We start from the raw sequence: 24,212 nt of genomic DNA, 5'->3' as shown, positions 1-24,212 counted from the left end.
TGCCCGTCTAGCAGACGCCGCCATTCCATACTTTTTGTTTCGAAATAAGCGACCTCGACTGATCTTATCAAACCTTTGGGTCAGGCCTAAAGTGCATCTCAACCCCGTTGATCCGCATTCACAGACAGACATTCAGGAGACATTCATGGCCAAGATGAGAGCCGTCGACGCAGCCGTGCTGGTGCTCGAAAAAGAAGGCATCGACACCGCCTTCGGCGTGCCGGGCGCAGCCATCAATCCGTTCTACTCGGCCATGCGCCGCGCCGGCAACATCAGCCACGTGCTGGCGCGTCACGTCGAAGGCGCCTCGCACATGGCTGAAGGCTATACGCGCGCCCAGCCGGGCAACATCGGCGTGTGTATCGGCACGTCGGGTCCCGCCGGCACCGACATGATCACCGGTTTGTATTCCGCCCAGGCTGACTCGATTCCTATTCTGGCTATCACGGGTCAAGCGCCGCGGGCGCGTCTGTACAAGGAAGATTTCCAGGCTGTTGATATCGAATCGATCGCCAAGCCGGTCACCAAGTGGGCCGTCACCGTGCGCGAGCCGGCGCTGGTGCCGCGCGTGTTCCAGCAGGCGTTCCACCTGATGCGCTCGGGCCGTCCGGGTCCGGTGCTGATCGACCTGCCGATCGACGTGCAGCTCGCCGAAATCGAATTCGATATCGACACCTATGAACCGCTGCCGGTCTACAAACCGAAGGCAACCCGCAAGCAGATCGAAGCCGCGCTGACGCTGCTCAACGAAGCGGAGAAGCCGCTGATCGTCTCCGGCGGCGGCGTGCTGAACGCCGCGGCGGAAGACCTGCTGGTCGAATTCGCCGAGACGACCGGTGTGCCGGTGATTCCGACCCTGATGTCGTGGGGCGCGATTGCCGACGATCATCCGCTGATGGCCGGCATGGTCGGCCTGCAAACGTCGCACCGCTACGGCAACGCGACCATGCTCGCTTCCGACTTCGTGCTCGGTATCGGCAACCGCTGGGCCAACCGTCACACAGGCAGCGTCGAGGTTTATACCAAGGGCCGGAAGTTCGTGCATGTGGACATCGAGCCGACGCAGATCGGCCGTGTGTTCGGGCCGGACCTCGGCATCGTGTCGGACGCGAAAGCCGCGCTCGAACTGTTCATCGAGGTGGCCAAGGAATGGAAGGCCGCCGGCAAACTGAAGGACCGTAGCGCCTGGGTGGCGGACTGCCAGCAACGCAAGCGCACGCTGCAGCGCAAGACGCACTTCGACAACGTGCCGATCAAACCGCAACGCGTCTACGAAGAAATGAACCAGGTGTTCGGACGCGACACCTGCTACGTGAGCACGATCGGCCTGTCGCAGATCGCCGCCGCGCAGTTCCTGCACGTCTACAAGGCGCGCAACTGGATCAACTGCGGCCAGGCCGGTCCGCTCGGCTGGACGATTCCGGCAGCGCTCGGCGTGCGGGCCGCGGACCCGCAACGTCCGATCGTCGCGCTCTCCGGCGACTACGACTTCCAGTTCATGATCGAAGAACTCGCGGTCGGTGCGCAATTCAAGCTGCCGTACGTGCATGTGGTGGTGAACAACTCGTACCTCGGACTGATCCGCCAGGCACAGCGCGCGTTCGACATGGATTTCTGCGTGCAGCTCGCGTTCGACAACATCAACGCGCCGGAAGTGAACGGCTATGGCGTCGATCACGTCGCGGTGGCCGAAGGGCTCGGTTGCAAGGCGATTCGCGTATTCAAGCCGGAGGACCTGAAGCCGGCCCTGCAAAAAGCACAGGAGATGCTCTCCGAATTCAGCGTGCCGGTGATCGTCGAAGTGATTCTCGAGCGTGTGACGAACATTTCGATGGGCACGGAAATCGACGCCATCAATGAGTTCGAAGAACTGGCGGCGAAGCGCGAGGATGCGCCGAGCGCCATCAGCATGCTCGACTGAGCCTCTTTTTTTGACCCGATCGATTGGGCGGTTGAGTGTGCGGTTCGCACTCACCCGCCGGATCGAAGTTGTTTCATTGACCGACCAGCGAGACCCCAGCACCATGCCGAAATTTGCAGCCAACCTCACCATGCTGTTCAACGAAGTCCCGTTCCTCGACCGCTTCGCTGCGGCAGCGGACGCCGGCTTCAACGCCGTCGAATTCCTGTTCCCGTATCCGTACAAGGTGGCCGAGCTGGCCGAGCGCCTGCAGCAGAACCGTCTGAAGCTGGTGCTGCACAACCTGCCCGCAGGCAACTGGGAAGCTGGCGAACGCGGCATTGCCTGCCTGCCGGATCGCGTCGGCGAGTTCCAGGAAGGGGTTGGCCGCGCCATCGAATACGCGAAGGCGCTCAAGGTGCCGCAACTGAACTGCCTCGTTGGCATTCCCGGTCCGGGCGTCGATGCCGGCCGCGCGTACGCGGCAATGGTCGACAACCTGCGCTTCGCTTCGGCCGCGCTGAAGCAGGAAGGCATCAAGCTGCTGGTCGAGCCGTGCAATTCGTACGACATTCCGGGCTTCGCGCTGAACCGCTCGTCCGAAGGGCTCGATGTGATCCGCGCGGTCGGCTCGGACAACCTGTTTCTGCAGTACGACATCTATCACATGCAACGGATGGAGGGCGAGCTCGCCGCCACCATCACGAAAAACCTGGCGTCGATCGCGCATATCCAGCTCGCCGACAATCCGGGCCGCAACGAGCCGGGCACGGGCGAAATCAACTACCCGTTCCTGTTCAGCCTGCTCGATTCGCTCGGCTACGACGGCTATGTCGGCTGCGAATACAAGCCGCGCACGACCACCACGGAAGGTCTGGACTGGGTGCAGCGCGTGGCCGGCCAGGCACGCGGCGCGGCGCACGCCGCCGCGTGAGCGGCGGCAACGGCAGCCTCGCCCCAGCACAGACGCTCTACCCCAACCCACTGGAGACATAGATTCATGGCAAAGATTGGTTTTATCGGCCTCGGCATCATGGGCGCGCACATGGCGCGCAATCTCATCAAGGGCGGCCACGCGCTGTTCGTGAACGGCGCGTACCCGGTGCCGGAAGACCTGGGCAAGACGACGACGGTGGTCGCGAATTCGACGGCTGTCGCACAAGCCGCTGACATCGTCATCATCATGGTGCCGGATACGCCGGACGTCGCCAACGTGCTGTTCGCCGACGACGGTGTCGCCAACGGCTTGACGGCCGGCAAGCTGGTGATCGACATGAGTTCGATCTCCCCGCTCGACACGCAGGCGTTCGCGAAGAAGATCAACGCGCTGGGTGTGGACTACCTCGACGCGCCGGTCTCGGGCGGCGAAGTCGGCGCGCGTGAAGCGTCGCTGACGATCATGGTCGGCGGTCCGGAAACGGCCTTCGCATTGGCGAGGCCCCTGTTTGAGCTGATGGGCAAGAATATTTCGCTGATCGGCGAAAACGGCGCGGGCCAGACCTGCAAGGTCGCGAACCAGATCATCGTCGCGCTGAACATCGAAGCCGTGGCCGAAGCACTGCTGTTCGCGGCGCGTTCGGGCGCCGATCCGGAGCGTGTTCGTAAAGCGCTGATGGGCGGCTTTGCTTCGTCGCGGATTCTCGAAGTGCATGGAGAGCGTATGACCAAGCGCACCTTCGATCCGGGTTTCCGCATCGAGCTGCATCAGAAAGACCTGAACCTCGCGCTCGACGGCGCCCGCAAGCTGGGCATCGCGCTGCCGCACACCGCAAGCGCCCAGCAACTGTTCAGCGTGTGCGCTGCCAACGGCGGCAAGGCGTGGGATCACTCGGCAATGGTGCGCGCGCTGGAAATCATGGCCAACTTCGAAGTGGCCCAGGCACCCGGCAAGGAAGCAAAAGCCGCATAACGCTTAAAGCAATCTCTGGCGGCAACATCGGTTGACGTGGATTTCACGGCAACCGGCAGGTGGGGCGTCCGGTGCGCTGCGCGGCATGCATAGCGCACCGGGCAAATCGTGCCGCTCTGGGCTGAGAGCGGCAAGTGGGGTCCGCAGCGGCACCCGGCGACGCCGGGGAAGCCTTGGTCGGTCAGACGTCGTCGTCGGGTGTCCGGCTGTCGGATATTGCACATTGATTGATGCCACACAAAAAACAACGCGGCGATGGGGGCAGTCAGCTCCCATCGCCGCGTGTTTCATTGCATGGACAGTTCGATACGCGACGCACGCCGCGCACCTCGTGCCGATCGTCAATATGTGTCGAAGATCTTTTGCAGCGCCACCGGTCCGGTGCGGCCGGCCGCGAGCGCCAGCATCAGCAGCACACGCGCCTTGTACGGATTGAGCGAGCCCGCCGTCACGAAGCCAAGTGCATCATCGGGCGCGGCGCCGTTACGCATCACATGCCCCGAACCGACGCGCGACGAGCGCACCACCGCCACGCCCTGGCTCACCGCATCGGCAAGCGCCTGTTGCACGGAGGCGTGAATCGAGCCATTGCCGGTGCCGGCCACGACAATCCCGCGCACGCCCGCTGCCACCAGCGCATCCACGCCGAGCCGCGAGGCCCCGGCATAGCTCGTCACGATCTCGACATTCGGCCACTCCGCGCCGATCACAAATTCGCTCTCGACGGTATGCGGGCGCACCACCTTGCGCTGGAATTCCACCCGTGCGTCCTGCACCCAGCCGAGCGCGCCGACTTCCAGCGACTGGAACGCATCGACCGCATAGGTGCTGGTCTTGACCACATCGCGCGCGCTGTGAATGCGGTTGTTGAACGCCACCAGCACGCCCTGTCCGTGCGCTGCTGCGCTCGCCGCGACGGTCACGGCATTGAGCAGATTCAGCGGGCCGTCCGCAGAAAGCGCCGAAGCGGGCCGCATCGCCGCTGTCAGCACGACCGGCTTGCTGCCCTTTACCGTCAGATGCAGCAGATATGCGGTTTCTTCGAGCGTGTCGGTGCCGTGCGTAATCACCACGCCGTCGATGTCGTCGCTCGCCAGCAGCGTGTTGACGCGAAGCGCGAGGGTCGTCCACAGCGCGAGCGCCATGTCCTTGCTGTCGACGCTGGCAATCTGCTCAGGCTGGATCTGCGCGACGCTCGACAACGCAGGGACGGCCTCGAGCAGGCGCTCGACGCCGACCACCCCGGCCTGATAGCCGGAGGTATTGGTGACATCGGCGGCAGAGCCGGCAATCGTGCCGCCCGTCGCCAGTACCGCGATGCACGGCAACGCGCGCGCCGCCGTGGCGGCAGCGGCTTCGGAACCGGCGCCCGCGGCGCCGGATGAGGAAGAAGTCAAAGTATTCATGGCGGCGATTGTAAGCGATGCGCCGCTCAGCGCCATGCGTTGAAACACGAATTGCCGGGCAAACCGGGCTCACCCGGCGCACTGCCCGACGCCGGATCCGGCGTCGGGTCAGGTCTCTCTCAGGCTACGCTCAGGCCACACGCTCAAGCCACAATCGGAGCGCTGCGCTCTCACGCCACTTCGCGCAACTGCGCGGCGATCTCTGCTTCCTTCAACTGCGGCGCGAACATTTCCAGCAGACGATACGCATAAGCCCGCAGGAACGCGCCCTTGCGCAGGCCGACGCGAGTCGTGCTCGCTTCGAACAGATGCTGTGTATCGAGCGCGACCAGTTCGGTATCGCGCTTCGGGTCGTAAGCCATCGCCGCAACCACGCCGATCCCCATGCCGAGTTCGACGTAGGTCTTGATGACGTCCGCATCGATCGCAGTCAGCACGACGTCGGGCAACGCGCCTGCCTTGGCAAACGCCTGGTCGATATGCGAGCGGCCCGTGAAATCCTGGTCGTAAGTAACGATCGGAAACTCGGCGATTTCATCCAGCGTCAGGTTCTCGCGGCCCACCAGCGGATGGTCCTTCGGCACGACCACGATGTGATGCCATGAATAGCACGGGAACGTGACGATGTCGGGAAAACGGTCGAGCGCTTCGGTCGAAATGCCGATATCCGCCTCGCCGTTGATGATCATTTGCGCGATCTGCTGCGGACTGCCCTGGCGCAGCGCCAGATGCACCTTCGGAAACACTTCGGTGAACTGGCGGATCACCTTGGGCAGCGCGTAGCGCGCCTGCGTGTGGGTGGTAGCGACGACGAGGTGGCCACTGTCCTGATCCGCATACTGGCGCGCCACGCGGCGCAGGTTTTCGGCGTCGAGCAGCATCCGTTCGATTAGCTGATGCACCGCCTTGCCCGGCTCGGTCAGCCCGGTGAGGCGCTTGCCGCGACGAATGAAAATATCGACCCCGAGTTCGTCCTCGAGGTCCTTGATCTGTTTCGACACGCCCGACTGCGACGTGTACAGCACGTTCGCGACCTCCGTCAGGTTCATGTTCTGGCGCACGGCCTCGCGCACAAAGCGCAGTTGCTGAAAGTTCATCTGTGTGTCTCCGGTTCAGCCAGAGTGAAGTTATAGAGTAGTAGTCGGACCGGGCGCGCTCAATGCGCCGGGAACACGCGCAAGGCGCGCGGCACGACCGTCACGCCGTCGCCGATGTTCAGTTGCAGCGCACGCCACACTTCGCGGTCGAGCTCCGCTTCGAGCACGCTGCCCTCGCGCCCCGCCAGCTCGACACGCACCGAGCCGCCGAGCGTCACGACCCGCCGCACATCCACGACGATGCCGTCCCGGTGACCGGCATGCTGCGGATAAAGCTGCAGGTCATGCGGGCGCACATAGGCGAACGCCGGACCTTCGAAGCCCGCGGCGGCGGCCACCGGCAACGCGGCGCCTTCCACCACGAAGCCGCTGTGCCCGACCGTGCCGCGCAGGCGGTTGGCGGCGCCGAGAAACTCATAGACAAACGAGGTCTGCGGGTGATCGTACACGTCCTGCGGGCTGCCCACCTGCTCGACGTGGCCATGATTGAGCACGACGATGCGGTCCGCGACTTCCAGCGCCTCTTCCTGGTCGTGCGTGACGAAGATCGTCGAAATATGCAGATCGTCATGCAAGCGCCGCAGCCAGCTACGTAGTTCCTTGCGGACCTTGGCGTCCAGCGCGCCGAACGGCTCGTCCAGCAGCAGCACCTTCGGCTCGACCGCCAGCGCACGCGCGAGCGCAATGCGCTGGCGCTGGCCGCCCGAGAGTTCCGACGGATAGCGCTGCGCGAGCCAGTCCAGTTGCACGAGCTTGAGCAGTTCATGCACCTTGTCGCGGATCACCGCCTCCGACGGCCGCTCCTTGCGCGGCTTCACGCGCAGGCCGAAGGCGACGTTCTCGAACACGCTCATATGACGAAACAGCGCGTAATGCTGGAACACGAAGCCGACCTGGCGCTCGCGCGCACCTACTGCCGCGACGTCCTGCCCTTGCAGCACGACCTGGCCGGAGTCCGCATATTCGAGGCCGGCGATGACGCGCAACAGCGTGGTCTTGCCACAACCCGACGGCCCGAGCAGCGCAACCAGTTCGCCCGGCGGAAAGTCGAGCGAGACGTTATCGAGCGCGGTGAAATCGCCAAAGCGCTTTTGCAGATTACGAACGGTGATGCCCATGTGTTATCTCCTGTCGACCAGAGTTCGCGCTTTAGCGCGTTACTCTGGTCCCATGCAACTTGTTGCCTACTGGACCGGGTGCTGCGTCGGCGCAAGCCCCGCAGACGACTTTGCAACAGCGGGACCGGCGTGCGCCGGAACCTCGCGCGCGGCCGCCAGTTCGGCTGACAGATGACGCTCGGCGAGCAGCTTCAGACCGAGCGTGACGAGCGCCAGCAGCGCGAGTAACGACGCCACGGCAAACGCCGCCGAAAAGTTGTATTCGTTGTAGAGAATCTCGACGTGCAGCGGAATCGTGTCCGTCTGGCCGCGAATATGGCCTGACACCACCGACACGGCGCCGAACTCGCCCATCGCCCGGGCGTTGCAGAGGATCACGCCGTACAGCAGACCCCACTTGACGTTCGGCAAGGTGACGCGGCGAAACGTCTGCCAGCCGGAAGCGCCGAGCACGTGGGCGGCTTCCTCCTCGTCGTTGCCCTGCGCCTGCATCAGCGGAATCAGTTCGCGCGCCACGAACGGGAAGGTCACGAAAATCGTCGCCAGCACGATGCCCGGCACCGCGAAGATGATCTGCACGTCGTGATCCTGCAGCCACGGGCCGAACCAGCCCTGCGCACCGAACAGCAGCACGTACACGAGCCCGGAGATCACCGGCGACACCGAAAACGGCAGGTCGATCAGCGTCGTCAGGAGCGCCTTGCCCCGGAACTCGAACTTCGCGATACACCACGACGCGGCCAGCCCGAACGCGAGGTTCAGCGGCACCGCAATCGCCGCGGTCAGGAGCGTCAGCTTGATCGCGGAGACGGCATCGGGGTCGGCCAGCGCGTCGAGGTAAAAGCCGATGCCCTTGCCAAGCGCCTGATAGAACACCGCCACGAGCGGGACCACCAGAAACAGCGCGAGGAACAGCAGCGCAATGCCCGTCAACGCCCAGCGCACGAAACGCGGCTCGGTGACAGGATCGGCCCGCCGCGCGGCGTTCGAGGCCGCCTGCGAGGCGGGCGGCAGAGCAGCCGAATCGTGGCTCATTGCACACCTCCGGCCACGCCGGCAGCCACCGCGCCAGGCAACGCGGCCGTTGCCGCACCGCGGCGGGTACGGCGCTGCAGATACCACTGCAGCGTATTGATCGCCAGCAACATCACGAACGACACCACCAGCATCACCACCGCGAGAGCCGTCGCGCCCGCATAGTCGTACTGTTCGAGCTTGGTGATGATGAGAAGCGAGGTGATCTCCGATTTCATCGGCACATTGCCCGCGATAAAGATCACCGAGCCGTATTCGCCCAACGCTCGTGCGAAGGCCAGAGCGAAACCGGTCAGGAGCGCCGGCACCACCGCCGGCAGCACCACGCGCCGAAACGTCAGCCAGCGCGACGCGCCAAGGCACGCGGCGGCTTCTTCCTGCTCGCGCTCGAACTCTTCGAGCACCGGCTGCACGGTGCGCACCACAAACGGCAGGCCGATGAAGGTCAGCGCGACCAGCACGCCCGCCGGCGTGAACGCGATCTTGATCCCGAGCGGTTCGAGAAACTGGCCGATCCAGCCGTTGCCCGCATAGACCGCGGCGAGTGAAATCCCCGCGACCGAAGTGGGCAATGCGAACGGCAGATCGACGACCGCGTCGACCAGACGCTTGAACGGGAACGTATAGCGCACAAGCACCCACGCGACGAGAAAGCCGAACACCGCATTGATCAGCGCGCCGCCGAGCGCCGAGAAAAACGTCAGCCGGTACGACGCCAGCACGCGCGGCGCGGCCACCGCGCGCACGAACTGGCTCCAGTCGAGCGAGGCCGTCTTGAGAAAGGTCGCCGCAAGCGGAATCAGCACCACGAGGCTCAGATACGCCACCGTAATGCCGAGTGTCAGGCCGAAGCCAGGCAGTGCGCTTGGCTTGCGGAAGGTCAACGTCGTCATGCTGGATGCTCGGTCAGGGTGAAATCCATGGCGGCAGCGTCTGGCGCAGGTCCGCCACGGTCCGCCACGTTTGGCGCCGTCCTTTTTACTGCGGCGAGTAAATCGAATCGAATACGCCGCCATCCGCAAAGTGCGTCTTCTGCGCATTGGCCCAGCCGCCGAACGAGTCGTCCACCGTGTACAGCTTCAGCTTCGGAAACTTCGCGGTCAGCGCGGCCGGCACCTTGTCCGAACGCGGCCGGTAGAAATTCTCGGCGGCAATTTCCTGCCCCTGCTCGCTATACAGGAAGTTCAGATATGCCTCGGCCAGCTTGCGCGTGCCGTGCTTGTCCACCACCTTGTCGACCACCGCCACCGGCGGTTCGGCCAGAATGCTGACCGACGGCACGACGATCTCGAACTTGTCGGGGCCGAATTCCTTCACCGACAGGAACGCTTCGTTTTCCCAGGCAATCAGCACATCGCCGATACCGCGTTGCACGAAGCTCGTGGTGGCCCCACGCGCGCCCGAATCGAGCACACCGGCATTCTTATAGAGCTTCGAGACAAATTCTTTGGCCTTCTGGTCGTTGCCGCCCGGCTGATGCTCGGCGTAAGCCCACGCTGCCAGATAGTTCCAGCGCGCGCCGCCCGAAGTCTTCGGGTTCGGCGTGACGATCGACACGCCCGGCTTCACCAGGTCGTCCCAGTCCTTGATGTGCTTCGGATTGCCCTTGCGCACGAGAAACACGATGGTCGAGGTGTACGGCGCGGCGTTATCCGGCAGACGCTTTTGCCAGCTCTTGTCGATCAGCCCCTTGTTGGCGAGCGCATCGATGTCGTAGGCGAGCGCCAGCGTCACGACGTCGGCCTGCAGCCCGTCGAGCACCGAGCGCGCCTGGGCGCCCGAACCGCCGTGCGACTGCTTGAAGGTGACGGTCTCGCCGGTCTGCGCCTTCCACTGCTTGCCGAACGCCTCGTTCACCTGCTGGTAGAGCTCGCGGGTCGGATCGTAGGACACGTTCAGCAGCGTCGCATCCGCAGCCTGCGCCTTGCTTGCGAGGCCGAGTGCCGCGGCCGCGCCGAGCGCCAATACCGCGACGAGTCTTCTGGTCCTGCCGGCGAACCCCGTGCCCTGATCGATCATCCATCTTCTCCGCGTTGTGGTTGGTTCAGACGCCTTGCGTCCGATGTTGTGTGCTGCGCGTCATCTGGTCTGCACCGTTGCGGGCGTCAGAGTGGAGGCCAGTCTATCGAAGGGCTTTCATCATTAAAAATAATGTTTCTTCATTTTTTAATACGTAAAAGTGGTAATGACAGCCGGACGCGGTGTTGCGGCACGAAAACGACTGTTTAGACGCCGGTTAGCGGCGCTGGAACGACACCCAGGGTCGAGAACTTAAAGTAAAGCTTGAATTGCGCCCGATACTGTATAAAAATACAGTCACCTGTCTATCCATACAGTGGCGCCATGACCAAACTCACCGCACGACAGCAAGAAGTTTTCGATCTGATCCGCCGGGCTATCGAACGCACCGGCTTCCCGCCCACCCGCGCGGAGATCGCCGCCGAACTGGGCTTCAGTTCGGCCAATTCGGCGGAAGAGCATCTGCGCGCCCTCGCGCGCAAAGGCGTAATCGAACTCGCGGCAGGCGCGTCGCGCGGCATCCGGCTGCTGCTGGCCGGCCAGGACGACGCGCCGCATCAGTTCACCTTGCCGCATCCCAGCCTGATGCAGTTGTCGCTGCCGCTGATCGGCCGGGTGGCCGCGGGTAGCCCGATCCTTGCGCAGGAGCACATTTCGCAGCACTACGCCTGCGACCCGGCACTCTTCTCGAGCAAGCCGGACTACCTGTTGAAAGTGCGCGGGCTGTCCATGCGGGACGCCGGCATTTTCGACGGCGACCTGCTCGCCGTGCAGAAGAAAAGCGAAGCGAAAGACGGCCAGATCATCGTTGCGCGGCTCGGCGACGACGTGACGGTCAAGCGTCTCAAGCGCCGGCCGAATGGAATCGAGCTGATCGCCGAGAACCCCGATTACGAAAACATCTTCGTTCAGGCCGGCAGTGCGGAATTCGCACTTGAAGGCATCGCGGTGGGGCTGATCCGCCCCACCGAGTTCTGAACCCTGCACTGAACAAGACTGGAGAGACTCATGGAACGCCTTGCCCGCCTGCTGCCCTTCCGCCAGTTCGGTCGTCTGCGCCATTTGCGCAAGCTGGTGCCCTGCGCACCGATCGAGGCGTCCGGTACGACTCCTTCGTTGTTCGACGCACCCGAGCCGCAGAGCTCAACCTTGCCGTCGGCGCTGCCGGCTTTCGCACGGGTGTCGCTGAATTCCGGACTCAATACGGCGGAGCCGGCCCGGCGTGCGCCGGTACGGGTCTACCACGGCCCGTCGCGCCTCATCATGGTGGGTACGGTGGATGCGGTATGCCGCATGATTGATCGTTGTATCGCCGAAGAACGGGCAGGCGTGCAGAACGCGCTGTTCGAATAAGCAGGCGGGGATGGTGCAGGTGCGCGCAGGGATCGTTTCCGTGCGAATGTGGTCCATCTAAAACCACCCCTCATGGAGAGTTTCGCCCGATGGCTGTTTCCACACCTGCTAAACGCGGCTATGCGCGGCCGCTGATCGTCGTACTGCTTGTGATTGCGCTCGTGGCTGTCCTTGGCTACAGCTATGCGTCGCCCTATCTGGCGCTCAATCGCCTGAAGCACGCCGCCGATGCCCGCGATGCGCAAACTGTCAGCGAGTATGTGGACTATCCCGCGCTACGCGAAAGTCTGAAAGAGCAAGTTTCCGGCTTGCTGACGAGAAAGCTCGAGGCCCGTGTGGGCAGCAACCCGCTCGCGGCGCTCGGGTCGATGATCGGCACGGCATTGATCGGTCCACTGGTCGATGCCTACGCTACGCCCGATGGCGTTGCGGCACTGCTGAACGGCATGCCGCCGCGTGGCGACCCTACCCAGCGTCCGCCTGTGCCGCAAGATAGCGCAGCGAACGCCCCGGCCGGCACCGCGAATTCAACGCCCGGCGCCGTGACGCCCGCCCCAGCGCCCGCAGCGTCACAAACTGCTGAAACGAGCGCGCCGCCGCAAACCACGGCGGGCTATCGCGGCATCAACGAATTCGTGGTCACGTATCAGCATGGTGCAGACGATACGCGCTATTCAGCGATTCTGCGGCGCGCAGGGCTGTTTTCGTGGAAGCTGGCCGCCGTGGACCTGAACGGTTAGGTGGCGCGGCGCGGTGTGACGTGATCCGCTTGTGCGTGACCTCGTGTGCGCACTCGTGCGCGATTCAGCCCACCGCCCGACCCACTGCGTGCCTCGTCAAGCCACTGTCGCTGTAGCGGCTGCCGCCTGTTGCTGCTCCTGGACCGACGAGCACGCCACCAGAATGCTGCACGAAACGCGATCGAGCAGCGGTGTGTTGCCCGCTCCCATCCACCAGCGCGACAACCCGGTGCGGCAGCGGTGGCCGACCACCACGAGATCCACGTGCAACTCATTGGCGAGGTTGGCGATTTCGTCTATAGGATGGCCGAACGCAAAGTGCCCTTGAGCGCTAACGCCGCGTTCGGTCAGCCAGTCGACCCCTTCCTGGAGAATGTCGCGGGCGGTTTTCTCGAAGCTGCCGCAGGCCACGTCCGTCAAGAGGCCTGCGCTCTGCGCAATGCTCGAGCGCATGTCGACCACCGAGAGCAAATGCGTTTCAGCTTTCAGGTCCAGCGCCAGGTCGGCCCCGCAACGCAACGCCTTGCGGCCTTCGCGCGAGCCGTCGTAGCACAGCAGGATTTTTTTGTAGCTCGCCATGATGTTCTCCCTACCGCGTCGATCGCGGTTCTGTCCTGAATCATGGTGCGCCGCAATTCAGCTTGCAAGGGATGGAAAACGCTAACCGCGACAAAGTACACGCTCAGTGCGTCCGGCCCGTTGTGCAGCGCATGCCGCAGCGCAAGAACCCGCACTCTGCCAGTGCACGAGCGCCGACATTGCAGCGCCGATGCCCTAGAATGGGCAGCCGCACCGGCCTTTCACGTCTTTCGGAATCCCCAACGACCCCATGTCTGAAGCCGCCATCGAATTCCTGCAAGTCCACAAGCGCTATGCCGATAAGACAGTTGTCGACGGCCTGTCGTTCCACGTGCGGCGCGGCGAATGCTTCGGCCTGCTCGGCCCGAACGGCGCCGGCAAGACGACGACATTACGCATGTTGCTTGGCATCGCGGCGCCCGATGCCGGCACGATCCGCCTGTGCGGCGAGCCGATTCCGCTGCGCTCGCGGTTTGCGCGGGCGCGCGTGGGCGTGGTGCCGCAGTTCGACAATCTCGACCCGGACTTCACCGTGCGGGAAAACCTGCTGGTATTCGGCCGCTACTTCGGCCTGAGCTCGGCGCAAACCCGTGCGCTGGTGCCGTCGCTGCTCGAATTCGCCCGGCTCGAAAGCAAGGCGGATGCGCGGGTCGGCGAGCTGTCCGGGGGCATGAAGCGGCGCCTGACGCTGGCCCGCGCGCTTGTCAACGATCCGGACGTGCTGATCATGGACGAACCCACGACCGGGCTCGACCCGCAGGCGCGCCATCTGATCTGGGAGCGGTTGCGCTCGCTGCTCGCCCGCGGCAAGACGATTCTCCTGACCACCCACTTCATGGAAGAGGCCGAGCGGCTCTGTCATCGCTTATGCGTGATCGAGGAAGGGCGCAAGATTGCGGAAGGCGCGCCGAATGACCTGATCGCCTCGGAGATCGGCTGCGACGTGATCGAGATCTACGGACCGGACCCCATCGCGCTACGCGACGAACTGGCGCCACTCGCCGAACGCACGGAAATCAGCGGCGAAACGCTGTTCTGCTACGTCACCCAGGCGGAACCGGTGCATGCACGGCTGAAGCAGCGCTCGGACCTGCGCTATCTGCACCGGCCGGCCAATCTCGAAGACGTGTTTCTGCGGCTCACCGGCCGCGAAATGCAGGACTGAAGCAGGATAGAACCAACATGGACGCACGCAGCTACGATCCCCCCAGCCAGGCCGCCCCCGCCGCCGAGCCCTTTGCCGCCCTGCCCGCCAACGCCGTCAACTGGATCGCGGTATGGCGCCGCAACTATCTGGTGTGGCGCAAGCTCGCGCTGGCGTCGATGTTCGGCAATCTCGCCGATCCGATGATCTATCTGTTCGGTCTGGGTTTCGGGCTCGGCCTGATGGTCGGGCACGTCGACGGTGTGTCGTATATCGCGTTTCTGGCGGCCGGCACGGTCGCGTCGAGCGTCATGATGTCGGCCAGCTTCGAATCGATGTACTCGGGTTTCTCGCGCATGCACGTGCAGCGCACGTGGGAGGCGATCATGCATACGCCGCTCACGCTAGGCGATATCGTGCTGGGCGAAGTGATGTGGGCGGGCAGCAAGTCGCTGCTGTCCGGGGCGGCGATCATGCTGGTGGCCGGGGCGCTCGGTTATGCGAACTTTCCGTCGATGCTGCTGGCGCTGCCCGTCATCGCCCTGACCGGCCTCGCGTTTGCCGCCGTGGCGATGATCGTGACGGCGCTCGCCCCGTCGTACGATTTCTTCATGTTTTATCAGACGCTCGCGCTCACGCCGATGCTGCTGCTCTCCGGCGTGTTCTTTCCGATTGCGCAGTTGCCGCCTGTCGCGCAGCTCGTCACGCAGTTGTTACCGCTTGCCCACGCCGTGGATCTGATCCGCCCGGCCATGCTCGGCCGCCCGCTCGATCACGCAGCGCTGCATGTCGGCGTGCTGGCCGCGTACGTGGTCGTGCCGTTCTGTATCGCGGCCGTGCTATTCCGGCGCAGGATGATGCGTTAACGCGCGGCGATGTGCCCCGGCACGCCACCCGCGCCCACGCTTCGGTCACGCACCGTGCTCACGTTAGCTCACAGTGCGACTGCAAGACTCAGTCTTCGTCGTCCGTCCAGGGGATTTCGACGTCGGAGATAAACGCGACCGTTGCGAACGGGCCGCCTTCCTGACGTCCGATCTTGCCGTCCGCGCGTTGCCATTCGACGCGAAACAGCGTGCCCGGATCGTCGGCAATCAGGCGAACCGTGCGCACCTCGTCGGGATCGGACTCTTCCACCGGGCCGTCGAGCGACACCAGCAGTTCCTGTGGCCACAGGCCGTCGGCGGGATCATAAATGCGATCGCCGTCGGGAATCAGCGTGAAGGCCTCCACGCCGATCGTTGCCGATGCTTCGATGATCATTTTGCCCAAGGCGCGCAGCAGCGCGGTGGCACGCGCCGAGTTTGCCTGGCGGATCGCGAGGTCCCCGCGCGTCAGCGCCTGTTCAAGTTTCGGATTTGTTTTTTGTTGCGCCATTCTATTTCCTGATTGCAATCGCTCGAGTGTCTGCGGCGGTTTCTTACCCTGCATGCTGCGGGGGTGCCCGCCGCCTGTGCTTTTTTCGCGCTGAATCGTACCACCGGTGGACGCCTCAACTCACCCGAGCCCGACTGCGGTTCGATCCAGACGCCCTCCGTTCCCCAGTGTAGGACGTGATTCGCCATCTGGCATTGGAGATTTGTCGGGCGCGACGCCAAAGGCCGCCCGCCCGGTTCAGAATCCGAGAGTGACGGCAAGGCCGCCGGCCACCACGCCGAACAGCACCACCGACACCGCGACCAGCGTCAGCAAACGCGGCCGGAACGAGCGTGCCAGCATCGCCAGCGACGGCACGCTGATCGGCGGCAAGGTCATCAGCAGCGCGCCCGCAGGACCCACGCCCATGCCGAGCGAGAGCATCGCCTGAATGATCGGCACCTCGCCCGCGGTGGGGATCACGAACAGCATGCCGGCGACCGCCAGGGCAACGATCCAGACGAACTGATTGCCGATTTCCGGGCCGACATGCGGAAACAGCCAGGCGCGCGCCGCGCCGAGCAAAAGGATCAGCACGATGTATTCGGGAATCAGACGCGCCGCCATGCGCACAAACAGTCCCAGCCAACGCATGAACGGATTGCCGCGCGCCGCCTCCTGTTGCGCGGCGAGTTGCGCCAGTTGTCCGCCGGCAGCCGCGGCCTCCTGCGGCGTGACCAGCCGGTTCACCAGATAGCCGAGACCGAACACCATCAGCACGCCCAGCGCGAGGCGCAGCGCTGCCCAGTGCCAGCCGAGCACGAAACCCATGAAGACGAGCGTCGCCGGATTGAGCACCGAATTGCCGAGCCAGAAGGCGATCGCGCCACCCGGCGAGGCCTGGCGCTGCCGCAAACCGACCACGACGGGCGCCGCGCAGCAGGTGCACATCATGCCGGGGATGGCCAGCAGCCCGCCGGCCGCGACGCTGCCGAAGCTGGTCTTGCCCAGCACCCGGGCGATCCATTGCACCGGCAACAACACCTGAACCGCTGAGCCGAGCACGAGGCCGAGCACCATCGCCTGCCAGATCGCCTTGCCGTAGGCGAGCGCATAGCTGAGGGCGGCCGCCAGCGACGGCGCCGGCGGGCTCGCGTCGGCGCCCATCAGGATCGATTTGCCGATCGAATGGGTTGCGGCAGCGGTAAAGGCGCGGTGGTAGTAGGGAAACCACTTCACATAGAAGAGTCCGGCGACGGCGACCAGCAGAAAGATCAGCCAGCCGGCAGCGGGTTGGGTTTGGGTTTGGGATGTGGTCTTCATCGTGTTGGTATGGACAGGTTTGGAGCGAAGACTACTGGGGTTTGACGACGGCCGGGTGCGCGAGCGTGCCGCCCGGCAAGCCGGCAGCCGCCGTTGCTGCATCGCCGGCGGCGTGAACAGACGCGGCGTCGCCGCGTTGCAACACGCCTGTCGACATAACTGCTGTTGAAACCGTTGGTGAAACCGCTGACGTAACTGCCGGCGCCTCGCCGGCGGCCCCGGCCAGACTCGCCAGCAACGCTGCCGCCTGATCGACGCTATCAGCCGCGTTCGGCCTGAACTGGAAGTGCAGCGCCTCGCCGAGGCGGCTGAAGTGCTGACGGCTGCTGCGTTGATAGGCCGGGTCGTAGTGACGCTCGATCAACTCGCCGAACAGCTCAGCACGGGCGGCAGCGTCGCCCGCCCCACCCTCGTGGCCCGCGGCGCTCCCCGCGTCGATCAGCTGCTGCCAATGCCGCACCTGCTCGCGGCTATGCAGGCCGATCAGGCGCTCGAGTTGCTGCCTGAACGAAGCCGGGTTGTCGAACAAATGTGTGTAGTCCTGCAGCAGGAAAGCGATGCGATCGTCATGGCTCGCCTCGACTTCCACACACGCGCCGTGATGAAAGCGTTCGAGCAGCGTCTGCGGCAGCGTGATCGCGCCAATCCGCCGGCTCTCCGCTTCGACGAACACCGGCCGCCGCACATCGAAGCCGGACAGCACGCCGACCAGCGCGGTATCGAACGCCTTCTGCGCCGGCTGCGCCCGATCCGGCAAGGCGCCGAGCAGCGAACCACGATGACAGGCCAGTTCCTCCAGATCGAGCACCTGCGCGCCGGCCTTGCGCAACGCCTGCAGGAGCCGGGTCTTGCCGCTGCCGGTATGGCCGATCAGCGCCACATAGTCGAATTGTCCCGGCAGGCTCGCCAGCCGCTCGAGCACGGAACCGCGATACGCCTTGTAGCCGCCCTCGAGCTGGCGCGCCTGCCAGCCGATCAGGTTGAACCAGGTGGTCATCGAGCCCGAACGCTTGCCGCCGCGCCAGCAATAGATCAGCGGACGCCAGTTGCGCGGGCGCCCGGCAAAGGTGGTCTCGAGGTGCTGCGCGATGTTGCGCGCCACCATGGCGGCGCCCACCCGGGTGGCCTCGAACGGCGATACCTGCTTGTACATCGTGCCGACGATCACCCGCTCCTCATTGCTCAGCACCGGGGCGTTGAGCGCGCCTGGAATATGGTCTTCGGCAAACTCGAGCGGGGTACGCACGTCGACGATCTCGTCGAAGCGCCCCAGTTCATCGAGCGGCACAAGCAGGTTTTTCAATTGGACAACGCGTAAAGAAGGGCCGATTTCGCAGCCGGGTGAAATAGCCGGGATGAAGGCAGACGGTAAGCCGAATTATCGCATGGGGTGGCTGCGCGCCTGCGGGGCCTGAGCGCGCTGTATGCGGTGAGAGCGAAGCTCAGGATTCGCTGAGCCGGAATGGACCGCGGGCCCGCTGCACAGGCAAGCGGGCCCGCTTCTCTGACGACAGCAGCGCTTACGGCGCAGGATTCGGCTGCAACTGGTGCAACTCGTCGATTTCCGCCAGCACGTCGGGCGACAGCTTCACGTCCACGCTCGCAATGTTCTCCTTCAATTGATCGAGCGTTGTCGCGCCGATCAGGTTGCTCGTCACGAACGGGCGGCTGTTGACGAACGCCAGCGCGAACTGCGCGGGCGACAGGCCATGGCGCTTCGCCAGCTCGACATAGCGGCTGGTCGCCTGCATCGCCTGCGGCTTGCTGTAGCGCTGGAAGCGTTCGAACAGCGTGATGCGGGCGCCCGCCGGACGCGCGCCGCCTTCATACTTGCCCGACAGCCAGCCGAACGCGAGCGGCGAATAGGCGAGCAGGCCAATGCCGTCGCGATGGCTGTATTCCGACAAGCCCGCTTCGAAGGTCCGGTTCAGCAGACTGTACGGATTCTGGATGCTGACGATGCGCGGCAAGCCGAGTTTTTCCGCCGCGCGCAAAAACTGCGCGACACCCCACGGCGTTTCGTTCGATACGCCGATATGCCGCACCTTGCCTTGCTTGACGAACTCGGCGAGCACCGCGAGGGTTTCCTCGATCGGCACCGTGTAGGCATCCTCGACCCACGGATACGCGCTACGGCCGAACGTCATCGTGCTGCGGTCGGGCCAGTGCAACTGATACAGGTCGACGTATTCGGTTTGCAGGCGCTCGAGGCTGCCGTTGAGCGCTTCGGTCAGATTCTTGCGGTCGAACTGATTGCCCTCGCCGCGAATATGGCGCGGGTTATGCGGTTGACGCGCCGGGCCGGCAATCTTGGTGGCGAGCACGATTTTCTCGCGCACGCTACGATGCTGGGCGAGCCACGTGCCGATGCAGCGCTCGGTCGCACCCTGCGTCTCGGGACGCGGCGGCACCGGATACATTTCGGCGGCATCGATCAGGGTGACGCCGTGATCGAGCGCGTAGTCGATCTGCTCGTGTGCTTCGCGCTCGGTGTTCTGCTCGCCCCAGGTCATCGTGCCAAGACCGATCAGGCTGACCTCGACGTCGGTATTGCCCAGTTTGCGGTATTCCATCGAACGGTTCCTGTTGTCTGAGTGTACGAAAGATGCCGAACTTACCACGGCCGCCGAATGCTTGCAGCGCAGCTAAAATGAAACCGGCGGCCAGATTCGGCAACGCCCCCATCGCAACATTGCGAGCCTGAAGATGAATCCAGAACACCTCGAATTGCTGGTCACCCGTGTCATGCCCTACGGTAAATATAAAGGCCGGCTGATTGCCGATTTACCGGGGCATTATCTCAACTGGTTTGCGAACCAGGGCTTTCCGCCCGGCGAGATCGGCCGCCTGCTGGCCCTGATGCACGAGATCGACCACAACGGTCTGTCGTCATTGATCGAACCGTTGCGCGCTGGCCGCGAAAAACCGGCAAGCTGAGCCGCATCGTGTTGCCTTATGATGAAACGATAGGCGTGATTCGGGTCGGACCAAGCTTTCAGTTCTGCAAAATCAGTCGACAATTACACGACTAAAAATACACAACTGAAAGCTGTCGAGCGTGCCATTTCACATGTAAAAAACGTTAACCTTTTGGCGCTTGACCTGTTTTCGCGCATCAGTTGTAATCGCCTCGACTCACCTAGTTTTACTCTTCAGTTCCTGCATGACTCTATGCAAAATCTCAGCCTGATTCATTTGCTCGAATACATCGGCCACGATATGTCGCCCGTGTCGGCTGTCCTTGCATTCTTCGTGTTCGGCTACCTGATCGTGGGGCTGCCGGTGCACTTTCGCCAGGGCGCCGCGTCGCGCGACATCTGGGGGACAGCCGCCGGTGTCACGATGGCCGCGCTCTACGCCGCCTTCATCGTCGGCGTGTACCCGATCTTGCAGCACACGCTGCACCTGCTCCCGCCGATCAGCCTTTCGCACTGAATTTCGCGCTAACGCGGCACGCCTGCGCCCCACTCCACCGCCAGCGCTGCGAACGCATCGCACGCCACACTCCGGTACGCCCCGCTGCGCCACAGCAGCGCCGCCGTGCGGCGCGGCAAAGGCGGCTTCAGCGCAAGCGGATGCAAGCCCTCGTGCTCGCGGGCAATCGCATCGGGCAACACCGTGACGAGCTGCCCGCGCCGCACGATCTCCACGACCGCGCTAATCGAATTCACCTCGATCGCCACCCGCGGCACGATGCCCTGCTGCCGGCAGTACAGATCGATATAGCGGCGTGTCGCAAAATCGCCGTTCAACAGCACGAACGACTCCGCCGCCACCGCAGACGCCGGCAGCGCCACCGTCTGCGCGGCGCAGCGATGCGCGGGGCCGACCACCAGACTGAGCGTTTCGACGAATAGCGCTTCGCTGTCGAGTTCCGGCGCACGGATCTCGTCGAACGCAATGCCGATATCGAGCCGGTCGTCGGCCAGCGCCGCTTCGATGCGATCCTGCGTGGTCTCCTCGAGGCTTACGGCGATGCCCGGATGACGCTCGTTGAAACGGGCAAGCAACGGACCGATCAGGTAGGCCGTGAAAGTCGGGGTGACCGCGAGCCTCAGCGTGCCGCGGCTCAGATCGCGCACGTCATGAATGGCGCGCCGGCCGGCATCGAGATCCTGCAGCGCGCGCCGCGCATGGCGCAGATAGGCTTCGCCCGCATCGGTAAGCCGCACCGTGCGGCCCGAGCGGTCGAACAGTTGCGCCCCCAGGCCGTCTTCGAGCTGGCGGATCTGCTGCGACAGCGTGGGCTGCGAGACGTGCAAGGCCTCGGCCGCGCGCGTGAAGTTCTGATGTTCTGCAACCGCCTGCAGATAGCGAATATGACGTAGCAGCATGCCGGCTCAACTATAGATAGGACTTATTGGATCCATCATAATCCGGTCTTGGACCCTATAGTCAAATGAGATCATGCTTGTGGCATTGGTCTGTACCGGGAGAAACGCTCATGCAGGACATCATCGAAGGCTTTCTGAAATTTCAGCGTGAGGTGTTCCCCGCCCGTTCCGCGCTCTTCAAGCGGCTCGCCACCAGCCAGAATCCCGGCGTGCTGTTCGTCACCTGCTCGGATAGCCGCGTGGTACCGGAATTGCTGACGCAACGCGAGCCGGGCGACATGTTCGTGATCCGCAACGCCGGCAATATCGTGCCGTCGTACGGGCCGGAACCGGGCGGCGTCTCGGCGACCGTCGAATATGCGGTCGCCGTGCTGGGCGTCACGGACATCGTTATCTGCGGACATTCGGATTGTGGCGCGATGACCGCCATCTCGAGCTGCATGTGCCTCGATCACCTGCCGGCCGTGGCCGCCTGGCTGCGGCACGCCGATGCGGCCAAGGCCGTCAACGCCGCGCGCAACCATGCCACGCCCCAGGCGCGCCTCAATGCGCTGGTGCGCGATAACGTCGAGGCCCAGCTGGCCAACATCAAGACCCATCCGTCGGTTGCGGTGGCGCTCTCGCAAGGGCGGCTGAACCTTCATGGCTGGGTCTACGATATCGAGAAAGGCGCGATCGACACCATCGACGGCAGCACCAATCCGCCGCGGTTCGTTTCGCTGGTCGATCATCCGGATGCCTGCGCGATGCGCACGCATGGCGCTGAGGCCACCCAGGCCACTGAAGAAGATCGGACCGGCGAGGCCCGCTAGGCCCGACCTGCAGACCCGCTCATCCAGGCAATCCGCTTCACCCGCCTCACCCGCTCCACCCACTTAGCCCGTTTAGTCGAGGAAAGGAACCACGATGCTGCAATCCCAAGTGAGTCAGGCCGCCCGCCTGCAACTGACCGACACCATCATCGACGCAAAGCTGCGCAAGAACCTCTCGTGGCAAGCGCTTGCCGAGGGCACGGGCTTGAGCCTTGCCTACGTGACCGCTGCCCTGCTCGGGCAGCATGCGCTGCCGGCCGATGCCGCCGAACTGGTGGGCAAGCGGCTCGAACTCGACGCGGACGCCATCCGCCTGTTACAGGCCATTCCACTGCGCGGCAGCCTCGCCGACAGCGTGCCGAGCGATCCGACCATCTACCGCTTCTATGAGATGGTGCAGGTCTACGGCACGACGCTCAAGGCGCTGGTGCATGAGCAGTTCGGCGACGGCATCATCAGTGCGATCAACTTCAAGCTCGATATCAAGAAGGTGGACGACCCCGAGGGCGGCTCGCGCGCAGTGATCACGCTCGATGGCAAGTTCCTGCCGTACAAGCCGTTCTGAAGCTGAATTGGCGCTTGCTCCGGTCTTATGCAGCCCGACCGCGGTCGGCCGGGGTTAGCGCTTTAGCTGTCAGCCAGAGTTGGCGTGTCGACCAGAGTTGGCGCTTTAGCGGTTACTCTGGTCCCATAGCGCGTTACTCTGATCCCATGCAGGATGGTTGCTGTCTGTCGGCAGCCGCGCTCGCGGCCACCACACGCCCCACCCATTGTGTTGGCACATCCCTGCCGTCCCACTTCCCTCGCCCGCTCGGTAAAAACCCGAAGTTGAGTCAGGCTCATACCTGAGATCAAAAAACATCAGTTCTTCGCCGGCGGCAACGAACAGCACAATCACGCTACACCGTCGTATGCGGATCGGGTCTGCTCGAAGGCTTGGGCAGTCGCGCTGTACGCCCCGCCTGGGGTCACGCTCGCATACTACGGCGATCAACTAAAAAGACATTCAGACAATGGGACAGGAGACAGTCAACCATGAAACTCAGACAATTTCGCGCCGCCTTTCTGACCGCTGCGTTACTCGCAACCGGCTCGGCCCATGCGGCAGACAACTGGTGCGGCGCGGGCAAGACCGTGCACTTTGCCGGCATCACATGGGAGAGCGGCGCGTTCGCCACCGAAGTGCTGCGGCAGATTCTCGAAAAAGGCTACGGCTGTAAAACCGACGTGGTCCCCGGCAGCACCGCCGCTACGGAAACCGCCCTCGCACACAACGATGTACAGGTATGGGCCGAACAATGGACAGGCCGCAGCGAGATCACCGCGAAAGCCGTCGCGTCGGGCAGCGTCAAGCTGGTCGGCGACACTCTGCCGGGCGGCACCAAGGAAGGCTGGTTCGTGCCTGACTATGTCGTGAAGGGCGACGCCGCGCGCGGCATCAAGCCGTCGGCGCCGGGACTCGTTGCCGTGACCGATCTGCCGAAGTACAAGGATGTGTTCGTGGATGACGAAGAACCCAACAAGGGCCGCTTTCTCAATTGCCCGAGCGGCTGGGATTGCGAGCGCGTCAACTCGCGCCTGCTGAAAGTGCTCAAGCTCGACGATTCGTATACCAACTTCCGCCCGGGCACCGGCGCCGCACTCGATGCGGCGATCGCCTCCGCGTACACGCGCGGCAAGCCGATCCTCTTCTACTACTGGGGGCCGGCCGCCTTGATGGCCAAATACAAGCTCACCGAACTGAAGATGCCACCGTACAACGCCGATTGCTGGAAGACGCTGCGTGACGAAAGCAGCACTTCGCAGTGTGCGTCGTCATACATGGTCTCGCATGTGACGGTGGGCGTGTCGACGCCGTTCTACAACGCCGACCCGCAACTGATGGCGATGTTCGACAAGGTCCAGTTCCCGATGGACTTCCTGAACGAGACCATCCTCGACATGAGTGTCAAGAAGGTCGACGGCAGCACGATGGCCACGCAATTCCTGCGCACGCATCCGGAGATGTGGAAACAGTGGGTGCCCGCCGACGTCGCGTCGAAAATCCAGGCGAGCCTGGCTAGTTAAACCCCGAGCGCATCATGAAC

At 63.9% G+C, this 24,212-nt stretch carries 24 protein-coding genes and 1 pseudogene; 13 read left to right on the top strand and 12 right to left on the bottom strand.

The features are described 5' to 3' along the window. The first annotated feature begins 145 nt into the window (after window positions 1-145). The 3 genes from gcl to AC1ECK_RS21195 all read left to right on the top strand — a co-directional run bounded on the left by gcl (window position 146) and on the right by AC1ECK_RS21195 (window position 3,809). Window positions 146-1,921, top strand: a complete 1,776-nt coding sequence (gcl, locus tag AC1ECK_RS21205; RefSeq protein ID WP_480322385.1) for a glyoxylate carboligase — start codon at window positions 146-148, stop codon at window positions 1,919-1,921. A 103-nt stretch (window positions 1,922-2,024) separates the two neighbouring features. Beyond that, the gene (gene otnI / locus AC1ECK_RS21200; protein ID WP_480322383.1) at window positions 2,025-2,834 is read left to right on the top strand and encodes a 2-oxo-tetronate isomerase; all 810 of its coding nucleotides are present in this window, start codon (window positions 2,025-2,027) and stop codon (window positions 2,832-2,834) included. 66 nt (window positions 2,835-2,900) lie between these two features. After that, window positions 2,901-3,809 (top strand): 2-hydroxy-3-oxopropionate reductase, encoded by a 909-nt coding sequence (locus AC1ECK_RS21195; protein ID WP_480322381.1) that lies wholly within the window; start codon window positions 2,901-2,903, stop codon window positions 3,807-3,809. 341 nt (window positions 3,810-4,150) lie between these two features. On the opposite strand, the gene AC1ECK_RS21190 is transcribed toward AC1ECK_RS21195, so the two are convergent. From AC1ECK_RS21190 to AC1ECK_RS21165, 6 genes are all read right to left on the bottom strand, one after another. Next, complete coding sequence (locus tag AC1ECK_RS21190) at window positions 4,151-5,215, bottom strand: asparaginase (protein WP_480322379.1); 1,065 nt, start codon at window positions 5,213-5,215, stop codon at window positions 4,151-4,153. A gap of 170 nt (window positions 5,216-5,385) precedes the next feature. After that, complete coding sequence (locus tag AC1ECK_RS21185; protein ID WP_137958272.1) at window positions 5,386-6,312, bottom strand: CysB family HTH-type transcriptional regulator; 927 nt, start codon at window positions 6,310-6,312, stop codon at window positions 5,386-5,388. Between the two features lie 59 nt (window positions 6,313-6,371). Continuing rightward, complete coding sequence (locus tag AC1ECK_RS21180) at window positions 6,372-7,430, bottom strand: sulfate/molybdate ABC transporter ATP-binding protein (RefSeq protein WP_480322376.1); 1,059 nt, start codon at window positions 7,428-7,430, stop codon at window positions 6,372-6,374. Window positions 7,431-7,496: 66 nt separating this feature from the next. Then, window positions 7,497-8,465, bottom strand: a complete 969-nt coding sequence (cysW, locus tag AC1ECK_RS21175) for a sulfate ABC transporter permease subunit CysW (RefSeq protein WP_480322374.1) — start codon at window positions 8,463-8,465, stop codon at window positions 7,497-7,499. Next, a complete protein-coding gene (gene cysT / locus AC1ECK_RS21170; protein WP_480322372.1) occupies window positions 8,462-9,358 on the bottom strand; it encodes a sulfate ABC transporter permease subunit CysT in 897 nt (298 codons plus the stop codon). The genes cysW and cysT overlap by 4 nt, the downstream gene beginning before the upstream one ends. Before the next feature lie 85 nt (window positions 9,359-9,443). Continuing rightward, window positions 9,444-10,484 (bottom strand): sulfate ABC transporter substrate-binding protein, encoded by a 1,041-nt coding sequence (locus AC1ECK_RS21165; RefSeq protein WP_480322370.1) that lies wholly within the window; start codon window positions 10,482-10,484, stop codon window positions 9,444-9,446. A 324-nt stretch (window positions 10,485-10,808) separates the two neighbouring features. On the opposite strand from AC1ECK_RS21165, the gene lexA reads away from it, so the two are divergent. The 3 genes from lexA to AC1ECK_RS21150 all read left to right on the top strand — a co-directional run bounded on the left by lexA (window position 10,809) and on the right by AC1ECK_RS21150 (window position 12,577). Then, window positions 10,809-11,462 (top strand): transcriptional repressor LexA, encoded by a 654-nt coding sequence (lexA, locus tag AC1ECK_RS21160; protein WP_480322368.1) that lies wholly within the window; start codon window positions 10,809-10,811, stop codon window positions 11,460-11,462. Window positions 11,463-11,492: 30 nt separating this feature from the next. Next, window positions 11,493-11,837, top strand: a complete 345-nt coding sequence (locus AC1ECK_RS21155; protein WP_480322366.1) for a hypothetical protein — start codon at window positions 11,493-11,495, stop codon at window positions 11,835-11,837. 89 nt (window positions 11,838-11,926) lie between these two features. Further along, window positions 11,927-12,577 (top strand): DUF2939 domain-containing protein, encoded by a 651-nt coding sequence (locus AC1ECK_RS21150; RefSeq protein WP_480322364.1) that lies wholly within the window; start codon window positions 11,927-11,929, stop codon window positions 12,575-12,577. A 96-nt stretch (window positions 12,578-12,673) separates the two neighbouring features. On the opposite strand, the gene AC1ECK_RS21145 is transcribed toward AC1ECK_RS21150, so the two are convergent. Next, entirely contained in the window at window positions 12,674-13,156 is a 483-nt protein-coding gene (locus tag AC1ECK_RS21145; protein ID WP_480322362.1) for a universal stress protein, read from the bottom strand. 250 nt (window positions 13,157-13,406) lie between these two features. Here AC1ECK_RS21145 and nodI point away from each other — a divergent pair, with 250 nt between their 5' ends. Next, window positions 13,407-14,321 (top strand): nodulation factor ABC transporter ATP-binding protein NodI, encoded by a 915-nt coding sequence (gene nodI / locus AC1ECK_RS21140; RefSeq protein ID WP_480322360.1) that lies wholly within the window; start codon window positions 13,407-13,409, stop codon window positions 14,319-14,321. A 17-nt stretch (window positions 14,322-14,338) separates the two neighbouring features. Further along, window positions 14,339-15,166 (top strand): ABC transporter permease, encoded by an 828-nt coding sequence (locus AC1ECK_RS21135; protein WP_480322358.1) that lies wholly within the window; start codon window positions 14,339-14,341, stop codon window positions 15,164-15,166. 88 nt (window positions 15,167-15,254) lie between these two features. Here the strand turns inward: AC1ECK_RS21135 and AC1ECK_RS21130 are convergent, their stop codons facing one another. From AC1ECK_RS21130 to AC1ECK_RS21115, 4 genes and pseudogenes are all read right to left on the bottom strand, one after another. Continuing rightward, on the bottom strand, window positions 15,255-15,677 hold the full coding sequence (locus AC1ECK_RS21130; RefSeq protein WP_137958283.1) for a hypothetical protein: 423 nt from the start codon (window positions 15,675-15,677) through the stop codon (window positions 15,255-15,257). A 237-nt stretch (window positions 15,678-15,914) separates the two neighbouring features. Then, window positions 15,915-16,979 carry a permease gene (locus AC1ECK_RS21125; RefSeq protein ID WP_480322356.1) on the bottom strand — a complete coding sequence of 355 codons (1,065 nt, stop codon included), beginning with the start codon at window positions 16,977-16,979 and terminating at the stop codon, window positions 15,915-15,917. 178 nt (window positions 16,980-17,157) lie between these two features. Continuing rightward, window positions 17,158-18,282 (bottom strand): annotated as a pseudogene (gene mnmH, locus AC1ECK_RS21120) (tRNA 2-selenouridine(34) synthase MnmH); the annotation flags it as partial. Window positions 18,283-18,499: 217 nt separating this feature from the next. Next, window positions 18,500-19,552, bottom strand: coding sequence for an NADP(H)-dependent aldo-keto reductase (locus AC1ECK_RS21115; RefSeq protein WP_480322354.1), 1,053 nt, complete (start codon window positions 19,550-19,552; stop codon window positions 18,500-18,502). 133 nt (window positions 19,553-19,685) lie between these two features. Here AC1ECK_RS21115 and AC1ECK_RS21110 point away from each other — a divergent pair, with 133 nt between their 5' ends. After that, entirely contained in the window at window positions 19,686-19,916 is a 231-nt protein-coding gene (locus tag AC1ECK_RS21110; protein WP_480322352.1) for a DUF3820 family protein, read from the top strand. Between the two features lie 234 nt (window positions 19,917-20,150). After that, complete coding sequence (locus tag AC1ECK_RS21105) at window positions 20,151-20,414, top strand: hypothetical protein (RefSeq protein ID WP_480322350.1); 264 nt, start codon at window positions 20,151-20,153, stop codon at window positions 20,412-20,414. A gap of 8 nt (window positions 20,415-20,422) precedes the next feature. On the opposite strand, the gene cynR is transcribed toward AC1ECK_RS21105, so the two are convergent. Beyond that, a complete protein-coding gene (gene cynR / locus AC1ECK_RS21100; RefSeq protein WP_480322349.1) occupies window positions 20,423-21,313 on the bottom strand; it encodes a transcriptional regulator CynR in 891 nt (296 codons plus the stop codon). A 110-nt stretch (window positions 21,314-21,423) separates the two neighbouring features. Here cynR and AC1ECK_RS21095 point away from each other — a divergent pair, with 110 nt between their 5' ends. The 3 genes from AC1ECK_RS21095 to AC1ECK_RS21085 all read left to right on the top strand — a co-directional run bounded on the left by AC1ECK_RS21095 (window position 21,424) and on the right by AC1ECK_RS21085 (window position 24,192). Continuing rightward, window positions 21,424-22,125 carry a carbonic anhydrase gene (locus AC1ECK_RS21095; protein WP_480322347.1) on the top strand — a complete coding sequence of 234 codons (702 nt, stop codon included), beginning with the start codon at window positions 21,424-21,426 and terminating at the stop codon, window positions 22,123-22,125. Window positions 22,126-22,219: 94 nt separating this feature from the next. After that, entirely contained in the window at window positions 22,220-22,690 is a 471-nt protein-coding gene (gene cynS, locus AC1ECK_RS21090) for a cyanase (RefSeq protein WP_480322345.1), read from the top strand. Between the two features lie 470 nt (window positions 22,691-23,160). Next, window positions 23,161-24,192: an ABC transporter substrate-binding protein gene (locus AC1ECK_RS21085; RefSeq protein WP_480322343.1), complete on the top strand. Its 1,032-nt coding sequence runs from the start codon at window positions 23,161-23,163 to the stop codon at window positions 24,190-24,192. Window positions 24,193-24,212: the final 20 nt, after the last annotated feature.

This window comes from Paraburkholderia sp. SSBN10T, assembly GCF_056619545.1.
Note: the sequence above shows the minus strand (reverse complement) of the source record. Positions and strands in the feature narration are given on the sequence as shown.